Source organism: Bacillus sp. (in: firmicutes) (genome assembly GCA_017656295.1).
GTDB lineage: Bacteria > Bacillota > Bacilli > Bacillales > JACDOC01 > JACDOC01.
Genome location: JACDOC010000024.1, coordinates 1 through 16,293, shown reverse-complemented (window position 1 = coordinate 16,293; position 16,293 = coordinate 1). Strand labels below are relative to the sequence as shown.

Annotated in this window: 17 protein-coding genes and 1 rRNA gene; 8 read left to right on the top strand and 10 right to left on the bottom strand. The window is 40.9% G+C overall.

What is annotated here, in order from left to right:
- Nucleotides 1-5: 5 nt before the first annotated feature.
- From H0Z31_14195 to H0Z31_14170, 6 genes are all read left to right on the top strand, one after another.
- Nucleotides 6-1,013 carry an ABC transporter ATP-binding protein gene (locus H0Z31_14195; GenBank protein MBO8178581.1) on the top strand — a complete coding sequence of 336 codons (1,008 nt, stop codon included), beginning with the start codon at nt 6-8 and terminating at the stop codon, nt 1,011-1,013.
- Nucleotides 979-1,980, top strand: coding sequence for a dipeptide ABC transporter ATP-binding protein (locus tag H0Z31_14190; GenBank protein MBO8178580.1), 1,002 nt, complete (start codon nt 979-981; stop codon nt 1,978-1,980). The genes H0Z31_14195 and H0Z31_14190 overlap by 35 nt, the downstream gene beginning before the upstream one ends.
- Nucleotides 1,977-3,587 (top strand): gamma-glutamyltransferase family protein, encoded by a 1,611-nt coding sequence (locus H0Z31_14185; GenBank protein MBO8178579.1) that lies wholly within the window; start codon nt 1,977-1,979, stop codon nt 3,585-3,587. Before H0Z31_14190 ends, H0Z31_14185 begins: the two co-directional genes overlap by 4 nt.
- A gap of 37 nt (nt 3,588-3,624) precedes the next feature.
- Nucleotides 3,625-4,185, top strand: coding sequence for a chromate transporter (locus tag H0Z31_14180; GenBank protein MBO8178578.1), 561 nt, complete (start codon nt 3,625-3,627; stop codon nt 4,183-4,185).
- The gene (locus H0Z31_14175) at nt 4,182-4,712 is read left to right on the top strand and encodes a chromate transporter (protein ID MBO8178577.1); all 531 of its coding nucleotides are present in this window, start codon (nt 4,182-4,184) and stop codon (nt 4,710-4,712) included. The genes H0Z31_14180 and H0Z31_14175 overlap by 4 nt, the downstream gene beginning before the upstream one ends.
- 668 nt (nt 4,713-5,380) lie before the next feature.
- Nucleotides 5,381-6,658 (top strand): peptidase, encoded by a 1,278-nt coding sequence (locus H0Z31_14170; GenBank protein MBO8178576.1) that lies wholly within the window; start codon nt 5,381-5,383, stop codon nt 6,656-6,658.
- Nucleotides 6,659-6,700: 42 nt separating this feature from the next.
- On the opposite strand, the gene H0Z31_14165 is transcribed toward H0Z31_14170, so the two are convergent.
- The 9 genes from H0Z31_14165 to H0Z31_14125 form a co-directional block, all read right to left on the bottom strand.
- Nucleotides 6,701-7,351, bottom strand: coding sequence for a DUF1906 domain-containing protein (locus H0Z31_14165; protein ID MBO8178575.1), 651 nt, complete (start codon nt 7,349-7,351; stop codon nt 6,701-6,703).
- Between the two features lie 140 nt (nt 7,352-7,491).
- Nucleotides 7,492-7,677 carry a DUF4083 domain-containing protein gene (locus H0Z31_14160; GenBank protein MBO8178574.1) on the bottom strand — a complete coding sequence of 62 codons (186 nt, stop codon included), beginning with the start codon at nt 7,675-7,677 and terminating at the stop codon, nt 7,492-7,494.
- Nucleotides 7,678-7,791: 114 nt separating this feature from the next.
- A complete protein-coding gene (locus tag H0Z31_14155; GenBank protein ID MBO8178573.1) occupies nt 7,792-8,601 on the bottom strand; it encodes a tryptophan synthase subunit alpha in 810 nt (269 codons plus the stop codon).
- Complete coding sequence (trpB, locus tag H0Z31_14150; protein ID MBO8178572.1) at nt 8,582-9,796, bottom strand: tryptophan synthase subunit beta; 1,215 nt, start codon at nt 9,794-9,796, stop codon at nt 8,582-8,584. Before trpB ends, H0Z31_14155 begins: the two co-directional genes overlap by 20 nt.
- On the bottom strand, nt 9,777-10,430 hold the full coding sequence (locus tag H0Z31_14145) for a phosphoribosylanthranilate isomerase (protein ID MBO8178571.1): 654 nt from the start codon (nt 10,428-10,430) through the stop codon (nt 9,777-9,779). The genes trpB and H0Z31_14145 overlap by 20 nt, the downstream gene beginning before the upstream one ends.
- Nucleotides 10,414-11,178: an indole-3-glycerol phosphate synthase TrpC gene (gene trpC / locus H0Z31_14140; GenBank protein ID MBO8178570.1), complete on the bottom strand. Its 765-nt coding sequence runs from the start codon at nt 11,176-11,178 to the stop codon at nt 10,414-10,416. The genes H0Z31_14145 and trpC overlap by 17 nt, the downstream gene beginning before the upstream one ends.
- On the bottom strand, nt 11,159-12,184 hold the full coding sequence (trpD, locus tag H0Z31_14135; protein ID MBO8178569.1) for an anthranilate phosphoribosyltransferase: 1,026 nt from the start codon (nt 12,182-12,184) through the stop codon (nt 11,159-11,161). Before trpD ends, trpC begins: the two co-directional genes overlap by 20 nt.
- Complete coding sequence (locus tag H0Z31_14130; protein ID MBO8178568.1) at nt 12,181-13,692, bottom strand: anthranilate synthase component I; 1,512 nt, start codon at nt 13,690-13,692, stop codon at nt 12,181-12,183. The genes trpD and H0Z31_14130 overlap by 4 nt, the downstream gene beginning before the upstream one ends.
- 251 nt (nt 13,693-13,943) lie before the next feature.
- Nucleotides 13,944-14,627, bottom strand: a complete 684-nt coding sequence (locus H0Z31_14125) for an MgtC/SapB family protein (protein MBO8178567.1) — start codon at nt 14,625-14,627, stop codon at nt 13,944-13,946.
- Between the two features lie 141 nt (nt 14,628-14,768).
- Between H0Z31_14125 and H0Z31_14120 the strand changes: the two genes are divergently transcribed.
- Nucleotides 14,769-15,686 (top strand): DMT family transporter, encoded by a 918-nt coding sequence (locus tag H0Z31_14120; GenBank protein ID MBO8178566.1) that lies wholly within the window; start codon nt 14,769-14,771, stop codon nt 15,684-15,686.
- Nucleotides 15,687-15,726: 40 nt separating this feature from the next.
- Here the strand turns inward: H0Z31_14120 and H0Z31_14115 are convergent, their stop codons facing one another.
- Nucleotides 15,727-15,903, bottom strand: coding sequence for a hypothetical protein (locus H0Z31_14115; protein ID MBO8178565.1), 177 nt, complete (start codon nt 15,901-15,903; stop codon nt 15,727-15,729).
- A gap of 318 nt (nt 15,904-16,221) precedes the next feature.
- Between H0Z31_14115 and H0Z31_14110 the strand changes: the two genes are divergently transcribed.
- Nucleotides 16,222-16,293 (top strand): 16S ribosomal RNA (locus H0Z31_14110); the annotation flags it as partial.

The window sequence follows — 16,293 nt, the reverse complement described above, 5'->3', positions numbered from 1 at the left end:
TATTAATGACAAGAAATCTATTATCTGTAAAAAATTTAGTTACTGCCTTTCGGACGTCAGACGGGGAATTGTCTGCCGTCCGGGGCATATCCTTTTCCATAAGCCAAGGTGAAACGCTATGTATTGTTGGAGAATCTGGATGCGGAAAAAGTATCACGTCTCTTTCCATCATGGGATTATTACCTAGTAATGGGTATATAAAGGAAGGAAGTATTTATTTTGATAATCAGGATTTAACAAAATTATCTCCTGAAAGAATGAGAAAAATCCGTGGTAAAGATATTTCGATGATTTTCCAAGAGCCAATGACAGCACTTAATCCAGTTCTTACAATAGGCTATCAGCTAAGAGAACCGTTAATGCTCCATCATCGCCTCAGTAAATCTGAAGCCCATAAAAAGGGAATAGAATTATTACAGCAGGTAGGGATCCCTTATCCTGAAAAAAGAATGAAACAATATCCCCATGAATTAAGTGGTGGGATGAGACAACGTGTGATGATTGCTATTGCTCTTGCATGTCATCCTCGTTTGTTAATTGCAGATGAACCGACGACAGCATTAGATGTCACTATTCAAGCTCAAATTCTTGATCTAATTCAAGAATTGAAAGAAAAGCTTGGAATGGGAGTTATAATGATTACTCACGATATGGGAGTTGTAGCTGAGGTAGCGGATCGAGTGATGGTGATGTATGCCGGTGAAAAAGTAGAAGAAGGTACGGTTGAGCAAATTTTTGAAAATCCTCAGCATCCTTATACAAAAGGACTTTTAGCTTCTGTGCCAAATATTGATGAGCCCGACTTTGAGCTTGAAGCCATCCCTGGTTCTTTACCAAGTTTGAATGAAGAAATTAGTGGATGTCGCTTTCACCCTCGTTGTCCTTATGTGATGAAGAAGTGCATAAATAAAGTACCTAAAGAGTTTGATGTTGACGAAGGTCATAAAGTGAAGTGTTGGCTTCAGGAGGTGGATAAAGATGCAGACAGCCATCAAAACGTCGTCCATTCTTAGATTAGAAGGGGTAAAAAAATACTATCCAATTAAAGGTGGAATCCTTAAACGTATTCAAGGACATGTAAAAGCCGTTGAAAATGTTAGTTTAGAGGTTTTTGAAGGAGAAAGTTTAGGAATTGTTGGAGAATCAGGTTGCGGAAAATCAACTTTAGGTAGGACGATTATTGGTTTGGAAGATGTAACCAAAGGAAAGGTTATTTTCCGAAATAAAGAAATTCAGCATCTTTCCGATCGACAGCGTTTGCCTTTTAAAAAAGAAATACAAATGATTTTCCAAGACCCTTACGCCTCCCTTAATCCACGTCAACGGATTGGTGATGCCCTTGAAGAAGTGTTCGTTATTCATACTAAGCTATCGAGTAAAGAAAGAAGAGAAAAAGTAGTAGAACTTCTAAAAGAAGTAGGTTTGAAGGAAGAGCATTACAACCGATACCCACATGAGTTTAGTGGTGGACAACGACAACGAATTGGTATTGCTCGTGCGATTGCCCTCAATCCGTCCATTATCATCTGCGATGAAGCAGTTTCTGCACTAGATGTATCGGTGCAGGCTCAGGTTTTAAAACTCTTAAAAAAATTACAGACAAAATATGGTTTGACATATTTATTTATCTCCCATGATCTCGGAGTTGTCCGTTATTTTTGCGATCGTGTGTTGGTGATGTATTTAGGAAATACAGCTGAGCTAGCGCCGACAAAACAACTTTATGAAAACCCTTTACATCCTTATACTAGAGCATTATTATCCTCTATTCCTCGTCCGAAAGTAGGAAGAAATCATCAGAGAATTCATTTGCTAGGTGAAATTCCCAATCCAGCCAATCCACCATCTGGGTGTGCTTTTCATACACGCTGTCCATTAGCGACAGAGGTATGTAAACAAGTAAAACCGGAATGGAGAAATAAGGGGAATAATCATTTTGTCGCATGCCATCATGTAGAAAAAGGAAGTGAACTTTCATGAAAATGGATTATTTATTTCAGCCTTATCCGTCCATTCGGAATACGGTGTTTGCTAAAAAAGGTATGGTAGCGACGTCTCAGCCATTAGCCGCTCAGGCGGGGTTAGAGATTTTGCAAAAAGGTGGGAATGCGATTGATGCAGCGATCGCAACAGCGGCTGCCTTAACAGTTGTCGAACCTACCTCGAATGGAATTGGAGGCGATGCGTTTGCACTCGTTTGGGTAAAAAAGAAATTACATGGACTTAACGCCAGTGGACCTTCTCCAAAATCCATTTCCATTGAAGCGGTAAAAGAACTAGGCAATGAGTCCATGCCGGTCCATGGAGTGATCCCTATTACGGTTCCTGGTGCCCCAGCAGCATGGGTAGAGCTTTCGAAAAAATTTGGAAAACTCCCTTTGAAAGAAGTGTTAGCTCCATCCATTCGTTATGCTGAAGAAGGATATCCCATTAGCCCGACCCTAGGAAAGTATTGGGGACTATCCTATAAAAAATTTAAAGCGTTGTTGAAAGGAAAAGAATTTCAACCTTGGTTTGACACATTTGCTCCAAAGAACAGAGCCCCTTTTATTGGGGAAATGTGGTCTTCTGCTGGTCATGCATCGACATTAACATCGATTGCAGAAACGGAAGGAGAAAGTTTTTACAGAGGAGAGCTAGCTGAAAAAATTTCTTCCTATATTAAAAAATATGGTGGATTTTTGTCCGAAGATGACTTAGCTGAATACAAGGCAGAATGGGTAAAGCCAATTTCAACGAATTATAGAGGATACGATGTATGGGAAATCCCACCAAATGGTCAAGGACTTGTGGCTTTAATGGCACTTAATATTGTAAAAGGCTTCGATTTTTATGAGAAGGACGCCGTGGATACATATCACAAGCAAATTGAATCGATGAAACTTGCATTTACAGATGGAAAAGCGTTTATTACAGAAGAAAAAGATATGCCACTATCCGTAGAAGAATTATTGTCTGAAAAATACGCAAAAAAAAGAAGAGATCTTATCGGAGAAGAGGCTCTTTTACCACAAGCTTATGAACCTCCTAAAGGGGGAACTGTGTATTTAGCTGCAGCAGATGAAGAAGGAAATATGATTTCTTATATACAGAGCAATTATATGGGATTCGGTTCAGGTATTGTCATCCCAGGAACAGGAATTGCCCTACAGAACCGGGGGCATGATTTCTCGCTCAATCCGGAACATCCGAATGCACTGAAGCCAGGCAAGAAAACGTATCACACCATTATTCCTGGATTTTTAACAAAAGGGGACGAAGCTATCGGACCGTTTGGTGTCATGGGGGGCTACATGCAACCTCAAGGTCATTTCCAAGTGATTATGAATACGATTGATTTTCATTTTAACCCCCAAGCGGCATTAGATGCTCCAAGATGGCAGTGGATGAAAGAGAGGAAAGTATTAGTTGAACCTCATTTCCCAAATCATATTGCGCAAGCTCTTGCGAGAAAAGGACATGATATTCAAGTAGCCACCGACCATGGCGCATTTGGACGTGGCCAGATTATTTGGAGAGACTGGCAAACGGGAGTACTAATGGGTGGAACAGAATCGCGTACAGATGGAGCAATTGCCGCCTGGTAAAAAATTTATTTATTAAGTATAAAAAAGGGTGACAACGTTGACACAATGGCATATTTTTATAGCTTTTTTTCGCGTTGGTATATTAGGGTATGGAGGAGGACCTTCCTCCATTCCGCTAGTTTATAAAGAAGTAGTTGAAAAATATAAATGGATGAATGATGATGACTTCTCAGATGTTCTAGCGCTTGGAAATGCATTGCCTGGTCCAATTGCCACTAAGATGGCCGGTTATATTGGCTGGAGAGTTGGCGGTGCGTTCGGAATGATCAACGCGGTATTAGCTAGTATCCTACCAACCATAATTCTCATGGTGTTTTTCCTTTCTGTATTAAATTCATATAAAGACAAACCGTGGGTACAAGGGATGTCTCAAGCAGTCGTTCCTGTCGTAGGTGTCATGCTCGGCGTTCTTACCTGGGATTTTGTGAAGAAATCACAAAAGAGCCTTGGTTGGAAACGAACAATTACTTTATTAGTAGGATGTGTATTGTTACTGTCCGTCTTAGGCATACACCCTGCAATTGTGATTTTGGCTTTACTATTATTCGCTCTTCTCTCGCGAACATCAAGAGAAGAAAAGCAGGTGAAAGCTTCATGATTTATGTTCAAATTTTTTTAGCCTTTTTTATTCCAGGGATACTAGGGTACGGTGGAGGTCCAGCATCTATTCCACTTGTTGAAAATGAAGTGGTTGACCGGTATGGATGGCTAACGGTAAATGAATTTAGTGAGGTTTTGGCTCTGGCGAACGCGTTACCTGGTCCAATTGCCACCAAGATGGCTGGATATATTGGGTACCATCAAGCAGGGATTCTAGGAGCTGCTGTCGGAGTTTTTGCAACGGTCGCCCCTTCATTAATAATGATGCTTCTGTTGCTTAGTCTCTTAATGAAGTATAAAGATTCTCCAAAAGTGAAGAAGTTGACGAATCTCGTGCGCCCAGCAATTGCCGTACTACTAGGGATCATGACTATTAGTTTTTTTAGTACGGCTTACAATGGAATTGGACTTTGGCAAACCGTCATCATTGGAGTCGTAAGTTTCTTCCTCTTAGAAAAATGGAAGATTCACCCTGTTTATGTTATAAGTAGTGCGTTGATTTATGGGGCTATTTTTCTTGGATGAGGTTTCAACCAATGTGATGGAGAAATGGTCCCTTATATTAAAAAAATATATATAAACAATTGCACGTAGAGGTCACCAGTTCGAGCACGATATGCTCCATAATAAGAGGGCTGGCTCAAAAGGTTGTTCTCATTCAAACAGGATAAAATATTTAGACGTGTTATCAATGTTATGTTCGTATAAATGGTATCAAATAAGGGAGCCCTTTACTTATGGGACACCCTAAAAAATTTCATAAAAGTTGTTATTAATATATTTTCCGCAAAAATGTTCCTAATCCTCCAATAAAAAATAGTATAAAACTTTCGATAATAACGAACACAAGTGTTTCTAAGCTAACAAAAATTTGGAGTAGCATTTTACGAAACGGACCAAAGTGACCCCGTTTTACCATGACTACAAATATCGTAGGGGACAACGTTTACTCCACCGATGTAAACTTAGAGGAGATTTTTAATAAGTATTATGTATTGGGGACCACAATCGTATAAAAAAGGAAGACTTAAACAGCTTCCCCCCACTCTATCCCCCTTATCATTCTTTTTGTGTTTCTGGTTTACATTGCTCTAGGCGACTTTAAAGGCGGTTTCATCTTTTCAATTTTTCGGTGTCTTGATTACCAAATTTTATAAAATATATATTGATATTCAGGAAAAGGGGAAGGGAAGATGTACTCAGCCATTTTTGAAGAAATCGTCTCGATTATGCATAACGATTATGCTGGTTGCTTAGACAAGAAAGGGTGGGATGATCCGAATAAATATGCTGAAAAAATTAAGAGGTTAGAAGAAAATGATTCACTTACACCAGAACAATTTGTCGAGATCGTTCAAGATTATTTGCTCGATTTTAAAGATCCGCATATGTACTTTCAATTAGTAAACAGCCATAAGCAGAAACGGTATGATTGTGGTTTTCAAGTTAGAAGGTATGGCGACCATTTATTTATTACCCATGTAGGGAAAGAAAAACGGGTAAAAGTAGGAGAACGGATTATTTCACTGGACGACAAGTCGATTCCCGAACTGGCCCAATTACATCAAAGAGCCCTCTTTGAACATCACCCCGAACGTGAAAAGTGGAGCAAGATCCTACCTCAATTTCACACGTGTGAAGTGGAGGATCGAAATGGGAATCATCGTACTTTAAAGCTGAAACGATACGAAATAGAACCGTATGTGCAAAAGTACACATTGGAGAAGTTACAAGACGACTTGTTGCTCATGACCCTCACCGACTTTACAAATCCAGATGCGATTAACCAGTTAATAAAAGATCATGTAGAAGAACTCGACCAAAGTCAACAGTTAATTATCGATGTCAGGGTGAATCGTGGTGGTAGTGATTCCGCGTATTTTTCTTTATTACCTTATCTTTTTGAGGAGCGATTCGTTAATTTAAGTGATAAAAGCGAATCAAGGATGCTCTTCAATTGTACGGAGCGAAATTATCAGCTAGCTGTCAAAGAGTTGGATGATATTTTGAAATCGGTAAAAGATCCAAATATGCAAAAGGTATTGCGTGTGTTCCGAAACGAATGGGAAAAGCATCGTGGGAAAGGGTTTGTGCCCTTTGATTTTTCTGAAGTAGCGGAGCAGGTCATTTTTAAGGGAAAAGCATCACCAAAACAAGTGGTCGTTTTAACAGATGTGACTTGTGGCAGTGCGGGGGATTCATTTGTCGAGCTTTGTAAAACATCCGCCAAAGTCACAGTCATAGGCCGGCCTACTGCTGGACTCAACGACTACTCCAATCTTGTAGGAATGAAATGGAAAGACACGTTCGAATTATGGTACCCAACATCAAGGCTAACAAGGATTGATAAAGGGGAAGGAATGACCAATGTCGGTATTCTACCTGATATTTATATCCCGTGGACACCGGCGCATCTTGTAGAAGATGTGGATATACAAAAGGCGATTCAATTGTTGAAACAAAACGTGTGAAAAAACCTCAACCGAATCCACGAATGAATTCGGTTGGGGACTTTACCACAATTTTTCGTACAATTCTTTTGTCGCTAAATTCGTGTCAATAGGGCATGTTTTGGCGTCCCTCCCGTATTGCCAAGCCCAGACGTTACCATTACATGGTGGTTTCTTTGGATTGAATGTAGGAGCTTCTCTTGCCTTCGTAACGCCTGGTTCGGGTTCAGCACTCCATAAAATCGAATGGGTCAGTAATTGTGGATTTTCAGTGGCAGCTGAACAAAAGGCGTCACTAAAATTCCCTTCCGTCGGGTCGAGGTAATAACCAGGTAGGTAGGGACTTAGGATCAATCGGTCGAACCACCCGAGTATCCATGAACTGTTCACATCAAAAAAGCGTTCGACATTGGCAATAAGAGGCGTCCCTTTTGGAACATTTAACCGGCGCGCGTGAAAAATCGCGTTTTGGGCTGTAATGCGCCCGGTTTGGTAGCCGATCGAAGACGTGAAATTATTATAAATGGGTAGAATTTTGGTCCCGCTGTTATGGAGAAGGTCGATTTCTTCTTGGGTAAGTCCTTCTGATGCCCCAGTAACCGTGGATAAATATCGTCCCCAAAACAAAGGTTTGCCAAAATTATTCAACACACAGTTGTATAAATTCTTTGTGACCACTTCCGCTGAATCAACACCCCAATAAATTTCGGGCACAGGCAAACATCCTTTCTCTTTAATGCTATCATCATATATATTGTTTGGTTACCTGTCCTGTGCACCGCTTTGTAAAAAATAAACGCCTTTATTTCCAGCAATAGAAACAAGTCGTTAGTTGGATAGCTGTACGTTTTTGACTATTCCTCATTTTTCTTTTCCAACAGCTCAATGATTCGGTCGAGCTTTTGCTCTAGATGTTTACTTGATTGAACTTTTTGTCGTTGGTTTTTTAATAATGATGAAATAAAAAAGGCAAAGGAAACAAAAATTAAAATAAGCATAAGAAAAATGTATAGTTGAAATATAACATCCCCCATATGCATAAAAATCACCCTCTATCTATCTTTACTTTTTAATAAAATTATTCTACAAAAACGCATTAATTTCCTTTTTAATACAAAAAAAGCTTGAGGGATTCACACCTCAAGCATACTACTTTATCTATTAAACGTATCCATCGCCAGAATCGGAGCAATTAACTCACGAACAAACTGCCGGAATTGATGAACCGCTTCAGGTCGCGTGGCCGGTTCATATAACAAGTCGTGTAATTCTTCAATACGACGAATGAGCGCACTACCGATGACGATGCCGTCACTAAACGTCAAAAGATGGGCGATTTGCTCTTGTTTAGACACGCCGAAGCCGACGACGACGGGAACAGGGCTGTATTTTTTAGCTGTATCGACAAAAGATTTTAGTTCCTTCGAAAATGTGTTACGGGTACCGGTTACTCCGAGAGAGGAAATACAATATAAAAATCCTTCGGCTTCGTTAGCGATTTTTTCAATACGTGATTGTGAGGTTGGGGCGACTAATGAAATGTACGCAAGCCCATGGTTCCGACAAATATTTCGAAAAGCAGCCCCCTCTTCATAAGGGAGGTCTGGAACGAGAACACCGTTTGCACCTACTTGTTTGGCGACATTGGCAAACCGTTCTTCTCCAAAGGCGAGAATTGGGTTGTAATAAGTGAATAGAACAATAGGGAGGTGTACCCCACGTTTACGCATCGTGCCAACCAGTTCGAGCGTTCGGGAGAGTGTCATTCCTTGTTTTAAGGCACGACTGGAAGCCCGTTGGATGACAGGTCCATCAGCAAGCGGGTCGGTGTAGGGGACCCCAAGCTCTAACACAGCGGCACCTTCTGCTTGCAAGGCAAGTGCTAATTCAATGGTCGCCTCTGGATGAGGGTCGCCTGCTGTAATAAACGGGATAAAGTACGGTTTAGATACGGGTATGTGCATCGTTTTCCCCTCCATTCAATTCCTTCATTAACGTATAAACGTCTTTGTCTCCACGACCCGATAAGCAAACAAGAATCGTATCCCCTGGAGGGAGTTTTTTCGCTAACGCAAAAGCTTTTGCGAGGGCGTGGGCCGATTCAATTGCTGGTAAAATTCCTTCAAATTTTGTCAGCATCAGTAACGCTTCTAACGCTTCTGTATCGGTCACGGTTTCATACGACACGCGGCCCCTTTCGGCTAGATAGGCGTGTTCCGGGCCGACCCCCGGATAGTCGAGTCCAGCCGAGATAGAATACGGCTCTTGGATTTGGCCGTGTTCATCTTGGAGTAACATCGTCATCGAACCGTGAATCACTCCATTTGAACCTTTCGTCATTGTCGCGGCATGAAGCGGCGTCTCGATTCCTTTTCCTCCTGCTTCTACACCAACGAGCTGTACGTCATCTTCAATGAAAGGGGTGAAAATACCAATCGCGTTACTGCCGCCGCCCACACAGGCCACAACGGTGTGTGGTAACTTCCCTTCGTAGGCTAAAAATTGGGCTTTTGCTTCGTCGCCAATGATACGTTGAAAATCACGAACCATTTTCGGATATGGATGAGGCCCCACAACGGAACCAATCATATAGTAATGATCCTCACAGTGCTGTACCCAATAGCGAATCGCTTCATTCGTGGCGTCTTTTAACGTTCGAGTTCCGCTTGTGACAGGAATGACTTCCGCTCCAAGAAGCTGCATCCGAAACACGTTTAACGCTTGTCGCTTCGTATCTTCTTCTCCCATGAACACTTTACACGTCATTCCAAAGCGAGCCGCAACGGTAGCGGCGGCAATCCCATGCTGACCAGCGCCGGTTTCTGCAATTAAGCATTTCTTTCCCATCCGCTGAGCTAGTAGCGCTTGGCCGATGGCGTTGTTTAATTTATGGGCTCCAGTATGATTTAAATCTTCGCGTTTTAAATAAATTTTGGCACCGCCCAGTTCTTTCGTCACGTTTTTAGCAAAAGTTAACGCTGTTGGGCGCCCGCTGTACTCTTGAAGGGTTGCCCTATACGTATGAATAAATTGTTCGTCTTGCATTGCTTCTTCTAACGCTTGTTCAATTTCTTTTAGCGAGACCATTAACGTTTCTGGAACATATTGCCCTCCGAACGTTCCGAATCTTCCTCGTTTGTCAGGGAGTGTATACGTCATTTCGTTTCACCTTCCGTTCGATTACTTGAATTTTCATTCGATCTTTTTGTCCATTTTTTTCAATCCCACTTGAGACATCAATGCCATCTGGGGCGTACGTAAGTAAACCTTCCACATTCATAGCATGAATCCCACCGGCAATGAAACAAGGTACTTCCAGATGGTGAGATTCCTTAATATATACGGGAACATGCGTCCAGTCGAACGATTGACCAGTACCGCCAAATGCCCCTTTTACCTTTGTATCAATTAAAAATCCGTCAACGAATCCGTGATATTTTTTCATCAAAGGCATCGTATTCGGTCCATGGGGAAGTGCCTTCCAAATCGAAAGATTGAATCGTTTTTTTACCTTCTGAACAACAGTAGGAATCTCATTGCCGTGCAGCTGCAATACATCCAACGGAACCGAGTGTAGGACTTGGGCAATCTCGGTTTCCTCTGCATTAACAAATACCCCGACTAATTTTTTCTGATTGGTACCGATTCGTCTGACCCAATCTCCTACTTCTTCAGGATTTACTTTCCGTTTACTAGGAGCAAAAATAAAACCGATATAATCTGCTTGACTTTGTACTACTAAACCATAATCCGTCATCGTTTGAACACCGCAAAATTTAAGAAGCATCGGCATCCCCCATTAACCGTTGGATGGCAGCCACTTTGTCTTCCTCTCTCATTAACGCTTCTCCAACTAAGACTCCATCAGCTCCCGCTTGTTGTAATAGCTGAATGTCTATGTAGGATTGAATCCCACTTTCACTGATAAACAACGTATCTTTCGGAAGATAAGGAGCTACTTGCATCGTTTGGTCAATTGATGTTTCAAACGTATGCAAGTTACGATTGTTCACTCCGATCATTTTTGGCGTAAACACATCGAGGAGTTGCACAAGGGAAGAGACGGAATGGACTTCTACTAAACATTCGAGCCCTTGTTCGTGTGCTTGTACGTATAACTCTTGCAGCTGTTTTGGGGGCAATACTTCCGCAATGAGTAAAATCGCATCTGCCCCAATACGCACACTTTCTTCAATTTGCTTCGGATGAATAATAAAGTCTTTTCGTAAGACTGGAAGATTCACTTTTTGTTTAATCGTCGTCACGAGTTCTGGTGCTCCTTGAAAAAAGGTTCGATCCGTTAACACCGAAATCGCATCCGCCCCGCCTTGTTCATAGGCATGAGCAATTAATAACGGTTTAAACGAAGAGGTTAATTTTCCTTTTGAAGGAGAGGCCTGTTTAACTTCGGCTAACAAACCGACAGGACGTTTCCGGCGGATAAACGCTTTGTATAATGATCGGTGCGGTAAATTCGTTTTTTCTGGAAGAGTCAGTTGGGAGACTTCTTCTTTTTTCGTTTCAATAATTTGTTGCAGCATAACGTTCTTCCTTTCGTTGCATTTGTTTAAAATGTTGGTATGCACGTCCGGTGATGATGGCTTTACGGGCTTCATGGACGCCTTCTTGAATAGTGGAAACAGCCCCACTTACATAAATAGCGGCACCGGCATTGACTAACACGATGTTCATAGCACTTTCGTTTGCTTCGTTTTGTAACACGCGTTCAATAAGGGCGGCGCTTTCTTCCACCGACTGTACTTGGAGGTCGGTTAAAGCTCCTCGAGGGATGCCAATTTCCTCAGGTGTTATCGAGTACGATGCTAGGTGGCCGTCTTTTAGTTCAATGATGTTCGTAGCCGTTGTAACCGTTAGTTCATCTAATCCATCTTGACCGGTCACGAAAAGAACATGTTCTGCATCGGTTTGTTGCAAGGTTTTCGCCATTTTGTATGCCGCCTCGTTAGAAAACACGCCAATGACTTGACGCGTGCTACGAGCAGGGTTCGCAAGTGGCCCAAGCATATTAAAAACGGTACGAAAACCGATTTCTTTTCTGGGCTTGACGACATGCTTCATCGCTTGATGGTAAAGGGGAGCAAATAAAAAACACATGCGATGGTTTTTTAACGCTTGTTTTGCCTCTTCTGGAGTAGATTGGATAGGGAGTTGCAATTTTTCAAGTACATCGGCGCTCCCGCTTTTTGAAGAAATGGCTCGATTCCCATGCTTCGCCACTGGAATACCAAGTGAAGAGACGACGAGCATGGCAGCGGTAGAAATGTTAAACGTGGACGTCCCGTCTCCACCCGTTCCACATACGTCGATGACAGGTTCGTCCCAATCGATTGTTTGCATATGGTGACGTATAGAACGTAAAAATCCAGTTAATTCGTCAACGGTTTCCCCGCGAAAACGAAGGATGGATAACAAGCTGGCCATTTGATTTGGGGTAGCTTTTCCTGTCATCATCAAGTCCATCGCATGTTCAGCTTCTTGAATGGATAGCGTTTCTCCGTTAATGCACCTAGAAAGTATAGCTTTCATTGATAGGTCTCCTCCTTTAGTGAAATGGTGTTGGCATACGTAATTGTGCGAATTAGTGCACTCGCTTTATTTCGTGTTTCTTTCCATTCAAGTTCCGGTTTGGAATCGGCGACAATTCCAGCTCCGGCTTGAACATAAGCTGTGCCATTTTTTACGACTATCGTCCGAATGGCGATACACGAATCGATATTTCCGTCAAACCCGATGTAGGCAATGGCCCCGGCGTATAAATTCCGAGCGGTAGGTTCAAGTTCTCGAATAATTTCCATTGCGCGAAATTTTGGCGCTCCTGAGACAGTCCCGGCAGGAAAAGAGGCCAACAGTGCTTCTATTGGATGTACATCAGAGCGCAACGTTGCAGTCACTTTAGAGACTAAATGCATCACATGCGAAAATCGTTTTAATTCCATTAACATAGGTACGCGGACCGAACCGTACTCGGCAATGCGCCCGATGTCATTACGCGCTAAATCAACGAGCATGTAATGTTCGGCTTGTTCTTTTTCATCATTGGTTAAGTCGTTAGCTAACCGCTCGTCTTCAGATTTCGTTTTTCCGCGTCGCCTTGTTCCGGCAATCGGATGAATTTCGACGTGATGCCCTTCAACTAATAAGAGTCGTTCAGGTGAGCTTCCGACTATTTCAACATCTGCAAAAGGTAAGTAAAACAAATAGGGTGAAGGATTAATGATGCGCAAATATCGATATAAATCAAATCCCGATGTTTTGACCGGAACGGCAAACCGTTGCGAGATGACCCCTTGAAAAATGTCTCCGCTAGTGATGTACTGTTTCACTTTATTGACATGTGATAAAAATACGTCCTGGTTGTAATTCGATGTAACGATACCCCAATCGATTTCTACAGTTTGATGGGGAAGAAGAAATGCAGGGAATGTTGAAGGATGCTGTAATTGCATGGCGACCTGATTAATTATGTTGATTCCGTGGTCGTATCTTTCTTTTAGCGCTCTCTCGGTTTCATCCCCTTTTAAACGCACCCATTGAATAACGGTTAATTCTTTTGTTTGATGACAAAAAGCAATGACGGTTTCGGCGTAGACAAATTGATACATCGGCATGTGTAGGTCATTTTGCGGGTGTGGCGGTATTTTTTCGAACGTGGAAACCGCATCGTATCCGATGTAACCGACCGCCCCTCCAATGAATGGTAAGGTTGTTTTTGGAATTTTGATCTGTAACCAATCGCTGACACGTTGAATCGCTTTTTGGAGCGATGAAACCTTGAATCGATTTTTCATAATCGTATCCACAATGAGGAGATGGCCATCTTTCTCCGTTATTTTCATCATCGGATTCAGTCCGATAAATGAATAGCGCGACCAAGGGGAGGATTCGTCTTTACTTTCAAGAATGTAAGCTGCATCGTGTTGCAGTTTTCGAAACATGTGAATGGGTGTAAACAAATCGGCGTAAAAAGTTTGAATGATCGGAATTGTACGATACCTTTGCGCATCTTTAACAAATGAAGTAAAGGATGGTTCCATTATTCATTCCTCCAAACGGGTTGGAGAGAACAATGGCGGAGGATCATTTGAGGATTTATGAGTGGAATAAAAAAACCCAAAGTGAACACACTTTGGGTAGACGTTCATCATTCATTCCTCAACTCCGCTCTGCTCTACTCATCTACCCTAAACTCATCTCAACTCTAACTCAATTACTAAATCTAAACTCAAAAGAAAGTTGTCACTATCATATTTTAAAAATAGGAAAATGTCAAATAGAAATGGAAAAATTATAAACTCTCGACTTCAACACTTTCAACGCCTTTTATATTGGAAATGGTGTAGTATACATCCGTTGTTCTTTTGCGGTAATCAACCGCAATATTTAGCTCAGCGAAATGCGTTTGGTTTTTTAAATCTTTAATATGTATGTGTTGAATTGACATGTCCTGTTGTTGCACTTGATTAATAATATGAGCAATATCTTTTTTCTCTGTCACAATAATTTTTAACAATAGCTCTTTTTCCCGTAATCTCTTTGGACCAACAAGCGTAAACAGGGCTGGTAAGAACTCTACACTAATAATTAATAAAAAAACGCCGAACATTGCTTCGATATAAAATCCAGCACCTACTGCAACACCAATTCCGGCTGCTCCCCAAATCATGGCAGCAGTCGTTAATCCGGAAATACTATCATTTCCACGTCTTAAAATCACCCCAGCTCCAAGAAAACCGATTCCTGAAATAATTTGTGCGGCTAAACGAAGCGGATCCATCGTAATGTTGACATCTTCATCGCTTGGAAAAATGTAAGCCGATTCAATGGACACAATTGTTAATAAACAACTGACAATCGATATGACAAGACTTGTTTTTAATCCAACGGGTTTTCGTTTTAATTCTCGTTCCAAACCAATAATAAGTCCAAGAACAGCAGAAATACCTAATTTTATCAAGATAGAGATATCAATTAATTCCAATTTACAATACCCTCCTTTTTTAAGAGTGAGAAATAATAAAACATAGATTAATTGTTTCAAAGGATGTAAAATGGTTGTTGATTATTTTCACTATTTTACCATATTTTTTCTAAATGGATAGGGGGAGCGGATATGGGAGGACCGAAATTAAATCCATATGTAGCATTAGCCATTGGTGTCATATCTGTTTCAACATCCGCCATTTTAGTAAAAGTCTCAGCGGCGGATTCGGGGGTAATTGCGTTTTATCGTTTATTTTTTGCCGTTCTTTTTATGGTACCTATTTTCCTTATGAAGTACGTTCATGAGTTGAAAAACATTACAAAAAAGGATTGGCTGTTTTCGATTATTGCTGGAGTGTTTTTAGCGTTCCACTTTATTTTGTGGTTTGAATCACTTCACTATACTTCCGTTACAAGCTCAACGGTTCTTGTAACACTACAACCACTTTTTGCGTTTGTTGGAACGTTTTTATTTTTTAAAGAAAAAATATCATTAAAAGCTATTTTGTGTGGTATTGCAGCTATTGTCGGAAGTGTCATTATTAGTTGGGGCGACTTTCAAATTAGTGGAATGGCTTTATTTGGTGATTTCTTAGCTCTATTAGCCTGTGCATTAGTCACAGCTTATTTATTGTTTGGTCAAAATGTTAGAAAAAGATTATCTCTCGTCACATATACGACCGTTGTTTATACAATCAGTGCCATCGTGTTGTTCCTATACGTTCTAGTCATTGGAGAACAACTTTATCCATATCCTGTAGCAGAATGGGCTTATTTCGTTCTTCTGGCGTTAGTACCTACCTTGTTAGGTCATAGTTTATTCAATTGGTCGTTAAAATGGTTGAGTACTTCTACGATCTCCATGGCTATTTTATTTGAGCCTATTGGAGCATCTGTTTTAGCGTATTTTTTATTAGGCGAACCTATTTTATTTACCCAAGTTATCGGTGGAGGAATTGTCATCATAGGTGTATCGTTGTTCTTATTAGATGAACGAAAAAGTAAAGCGATGCTTCGTCCAAAAGGAAAAATAATGATAAATGATTAATGAAAAACCGAGCTCCATTCAAAAAAATGAGCTCGGTTACTTATAAGAATACATAAGTCAATCCAGAAAAGACAAACGCCATGGTGACGGAAAAAATAAATGTACCACCGTATACGTGATCATCTGACTCGCTTATTTTTAAGCCTTCAACGAAAGAGTACGAAAATAAATAAATTGCCATCATCAATGAAAGGTATAGTGCTAGGGACGTTAGCATGAAACGACGATCGCTCCCATCTTAATTGGAATAGTTAATGGATATGTATGAAAGAAAATATGGTTTTATGAACGTTGGGAAACACATCAAAAAATTTTTTGATAAATTTTTTTAAAAAAGTATTGCTAAGATAATTTTCTCGTGCTATATTTATAAACGTCGCTGCGAGAGACAAGCGATGGAACAAAAAATAAAAAAGTAGTTGACTTCTTTCGACAAGTTATGATATATTGAAGAAGTCGCTGTTAAAAAGTGATTGTTCCTTGAAAACTAAACAAAACGAAGCGTCAACGTCAATGAATTTGAGTCTTATTCAAACTTTTTCGGAGAGTTTGATCCTGGCTCAGGACGAACGCTGGCGGCGTGCCTAATACATGCAAGTCGAGCGAA

What these genes read in the sequence shown, in the direction of transcription:
- H0Z31_14195 (MBO8178581.1), top strand. Translation starts at nt 6, where the DNA reads ATGACAAGAAATCTATTATCTGTAAAAAATTTAGTTACTGCCTTTCGG.
- H0Z31_14190 (MBO8178580.1), top strand. Translation starts at nt 979, where the DNA reads ATGCAGACAGCCATCAAAACGTCGTCCATTCTTAGATTAGAAGGGGTA.
- H0Z31_14185 (MBO8178579.1), top strand. Translation starts at nt 1,977, where the DNA reads ATGAAAATGGATTATTTATTTCAGCCTTATCCGTCCATTCGGAATACG.
- H0Z31_14175 (MBO8178577.1), top strand. Translation starts at nt 4,182, where the DNA reads ATGATTTATGTTCAAATTTTTTTAGCCTTTTTTATTCCAGGGATACTA.
- H0Z31_14170 (MBO8178576.1), top strand. Translation starts at nt 5,381, where the DNA reads ATGTACTCAGCCATTTTTGAAGAAATCGTCTCGATTATGCATAACGAT.
- H0Z31_14160 (MBO8178574.1), bottom strand. Translation starts at nt 7,677, where the DNA reads ATGCATATGGGGGATGTTATATTTCAACTATACATTTTTCTTATGCTT.
- H0Z31_14155 (MBO8178573.1), bottom strand. Translation starts at nt 8,601, where the DNA reads ATGCACATACCCGTATCTAAACCGTACTTTATCCCGTTTATTACAGCA.
- trpB (MBO8178572.1), bottom strand. Translation starts at nt 9,796, where the DNA reads ATGACGTATACACTCCCTGACAAACGAGGAAGATTCGGAACGTTCGGA.
- H0Z31_14145 (MBO8178571.1), bottom strand. Translation starts at nt 10,430, where the DNA reads ATGCCGATGCTTCTTAAATTTTGCGGTGTTCAAACGATGACGGATTAT.
- trpC (MBO8178570.1), bottom strand. Translation starts at nt 11,178, where the DNA reads ATGCTGCAACAAATTATTGAAACGAAAAAAGAAGAAGTCTCCCAACTG.
- trpD (MBO8178569.1), bottom strand. Translation starts at nt 12,184, where the DNA reads ATGAAAGCTATACTTTCTAGGTGCATTAACGGAGAAACGCTATCCATT.
- H0Z31_14130 (MBO8178568.1), bottom strand. Translation starts at nt 13,692, where the DNA reads ATGGAACCATCCTTTACTTCATTTGTTAAAGATGCGCAAAGGTATCGT.
- H0Z31_14120 (MBO8178566.1), top strand. Translation starts at nt 14,769, where the DNA reads ATGGGAGGACCGAAATTAAATCCATATGTAGCATTAGCCATTGGTGTC.
- H0Z31_14115 (MBO8178565.1), bottom strand. Translation starts at nt 15,903, where the DNA reads ATGCTAACGTCCCTAGCACTATACCTTTCATTGATGATGGCAATTTAT.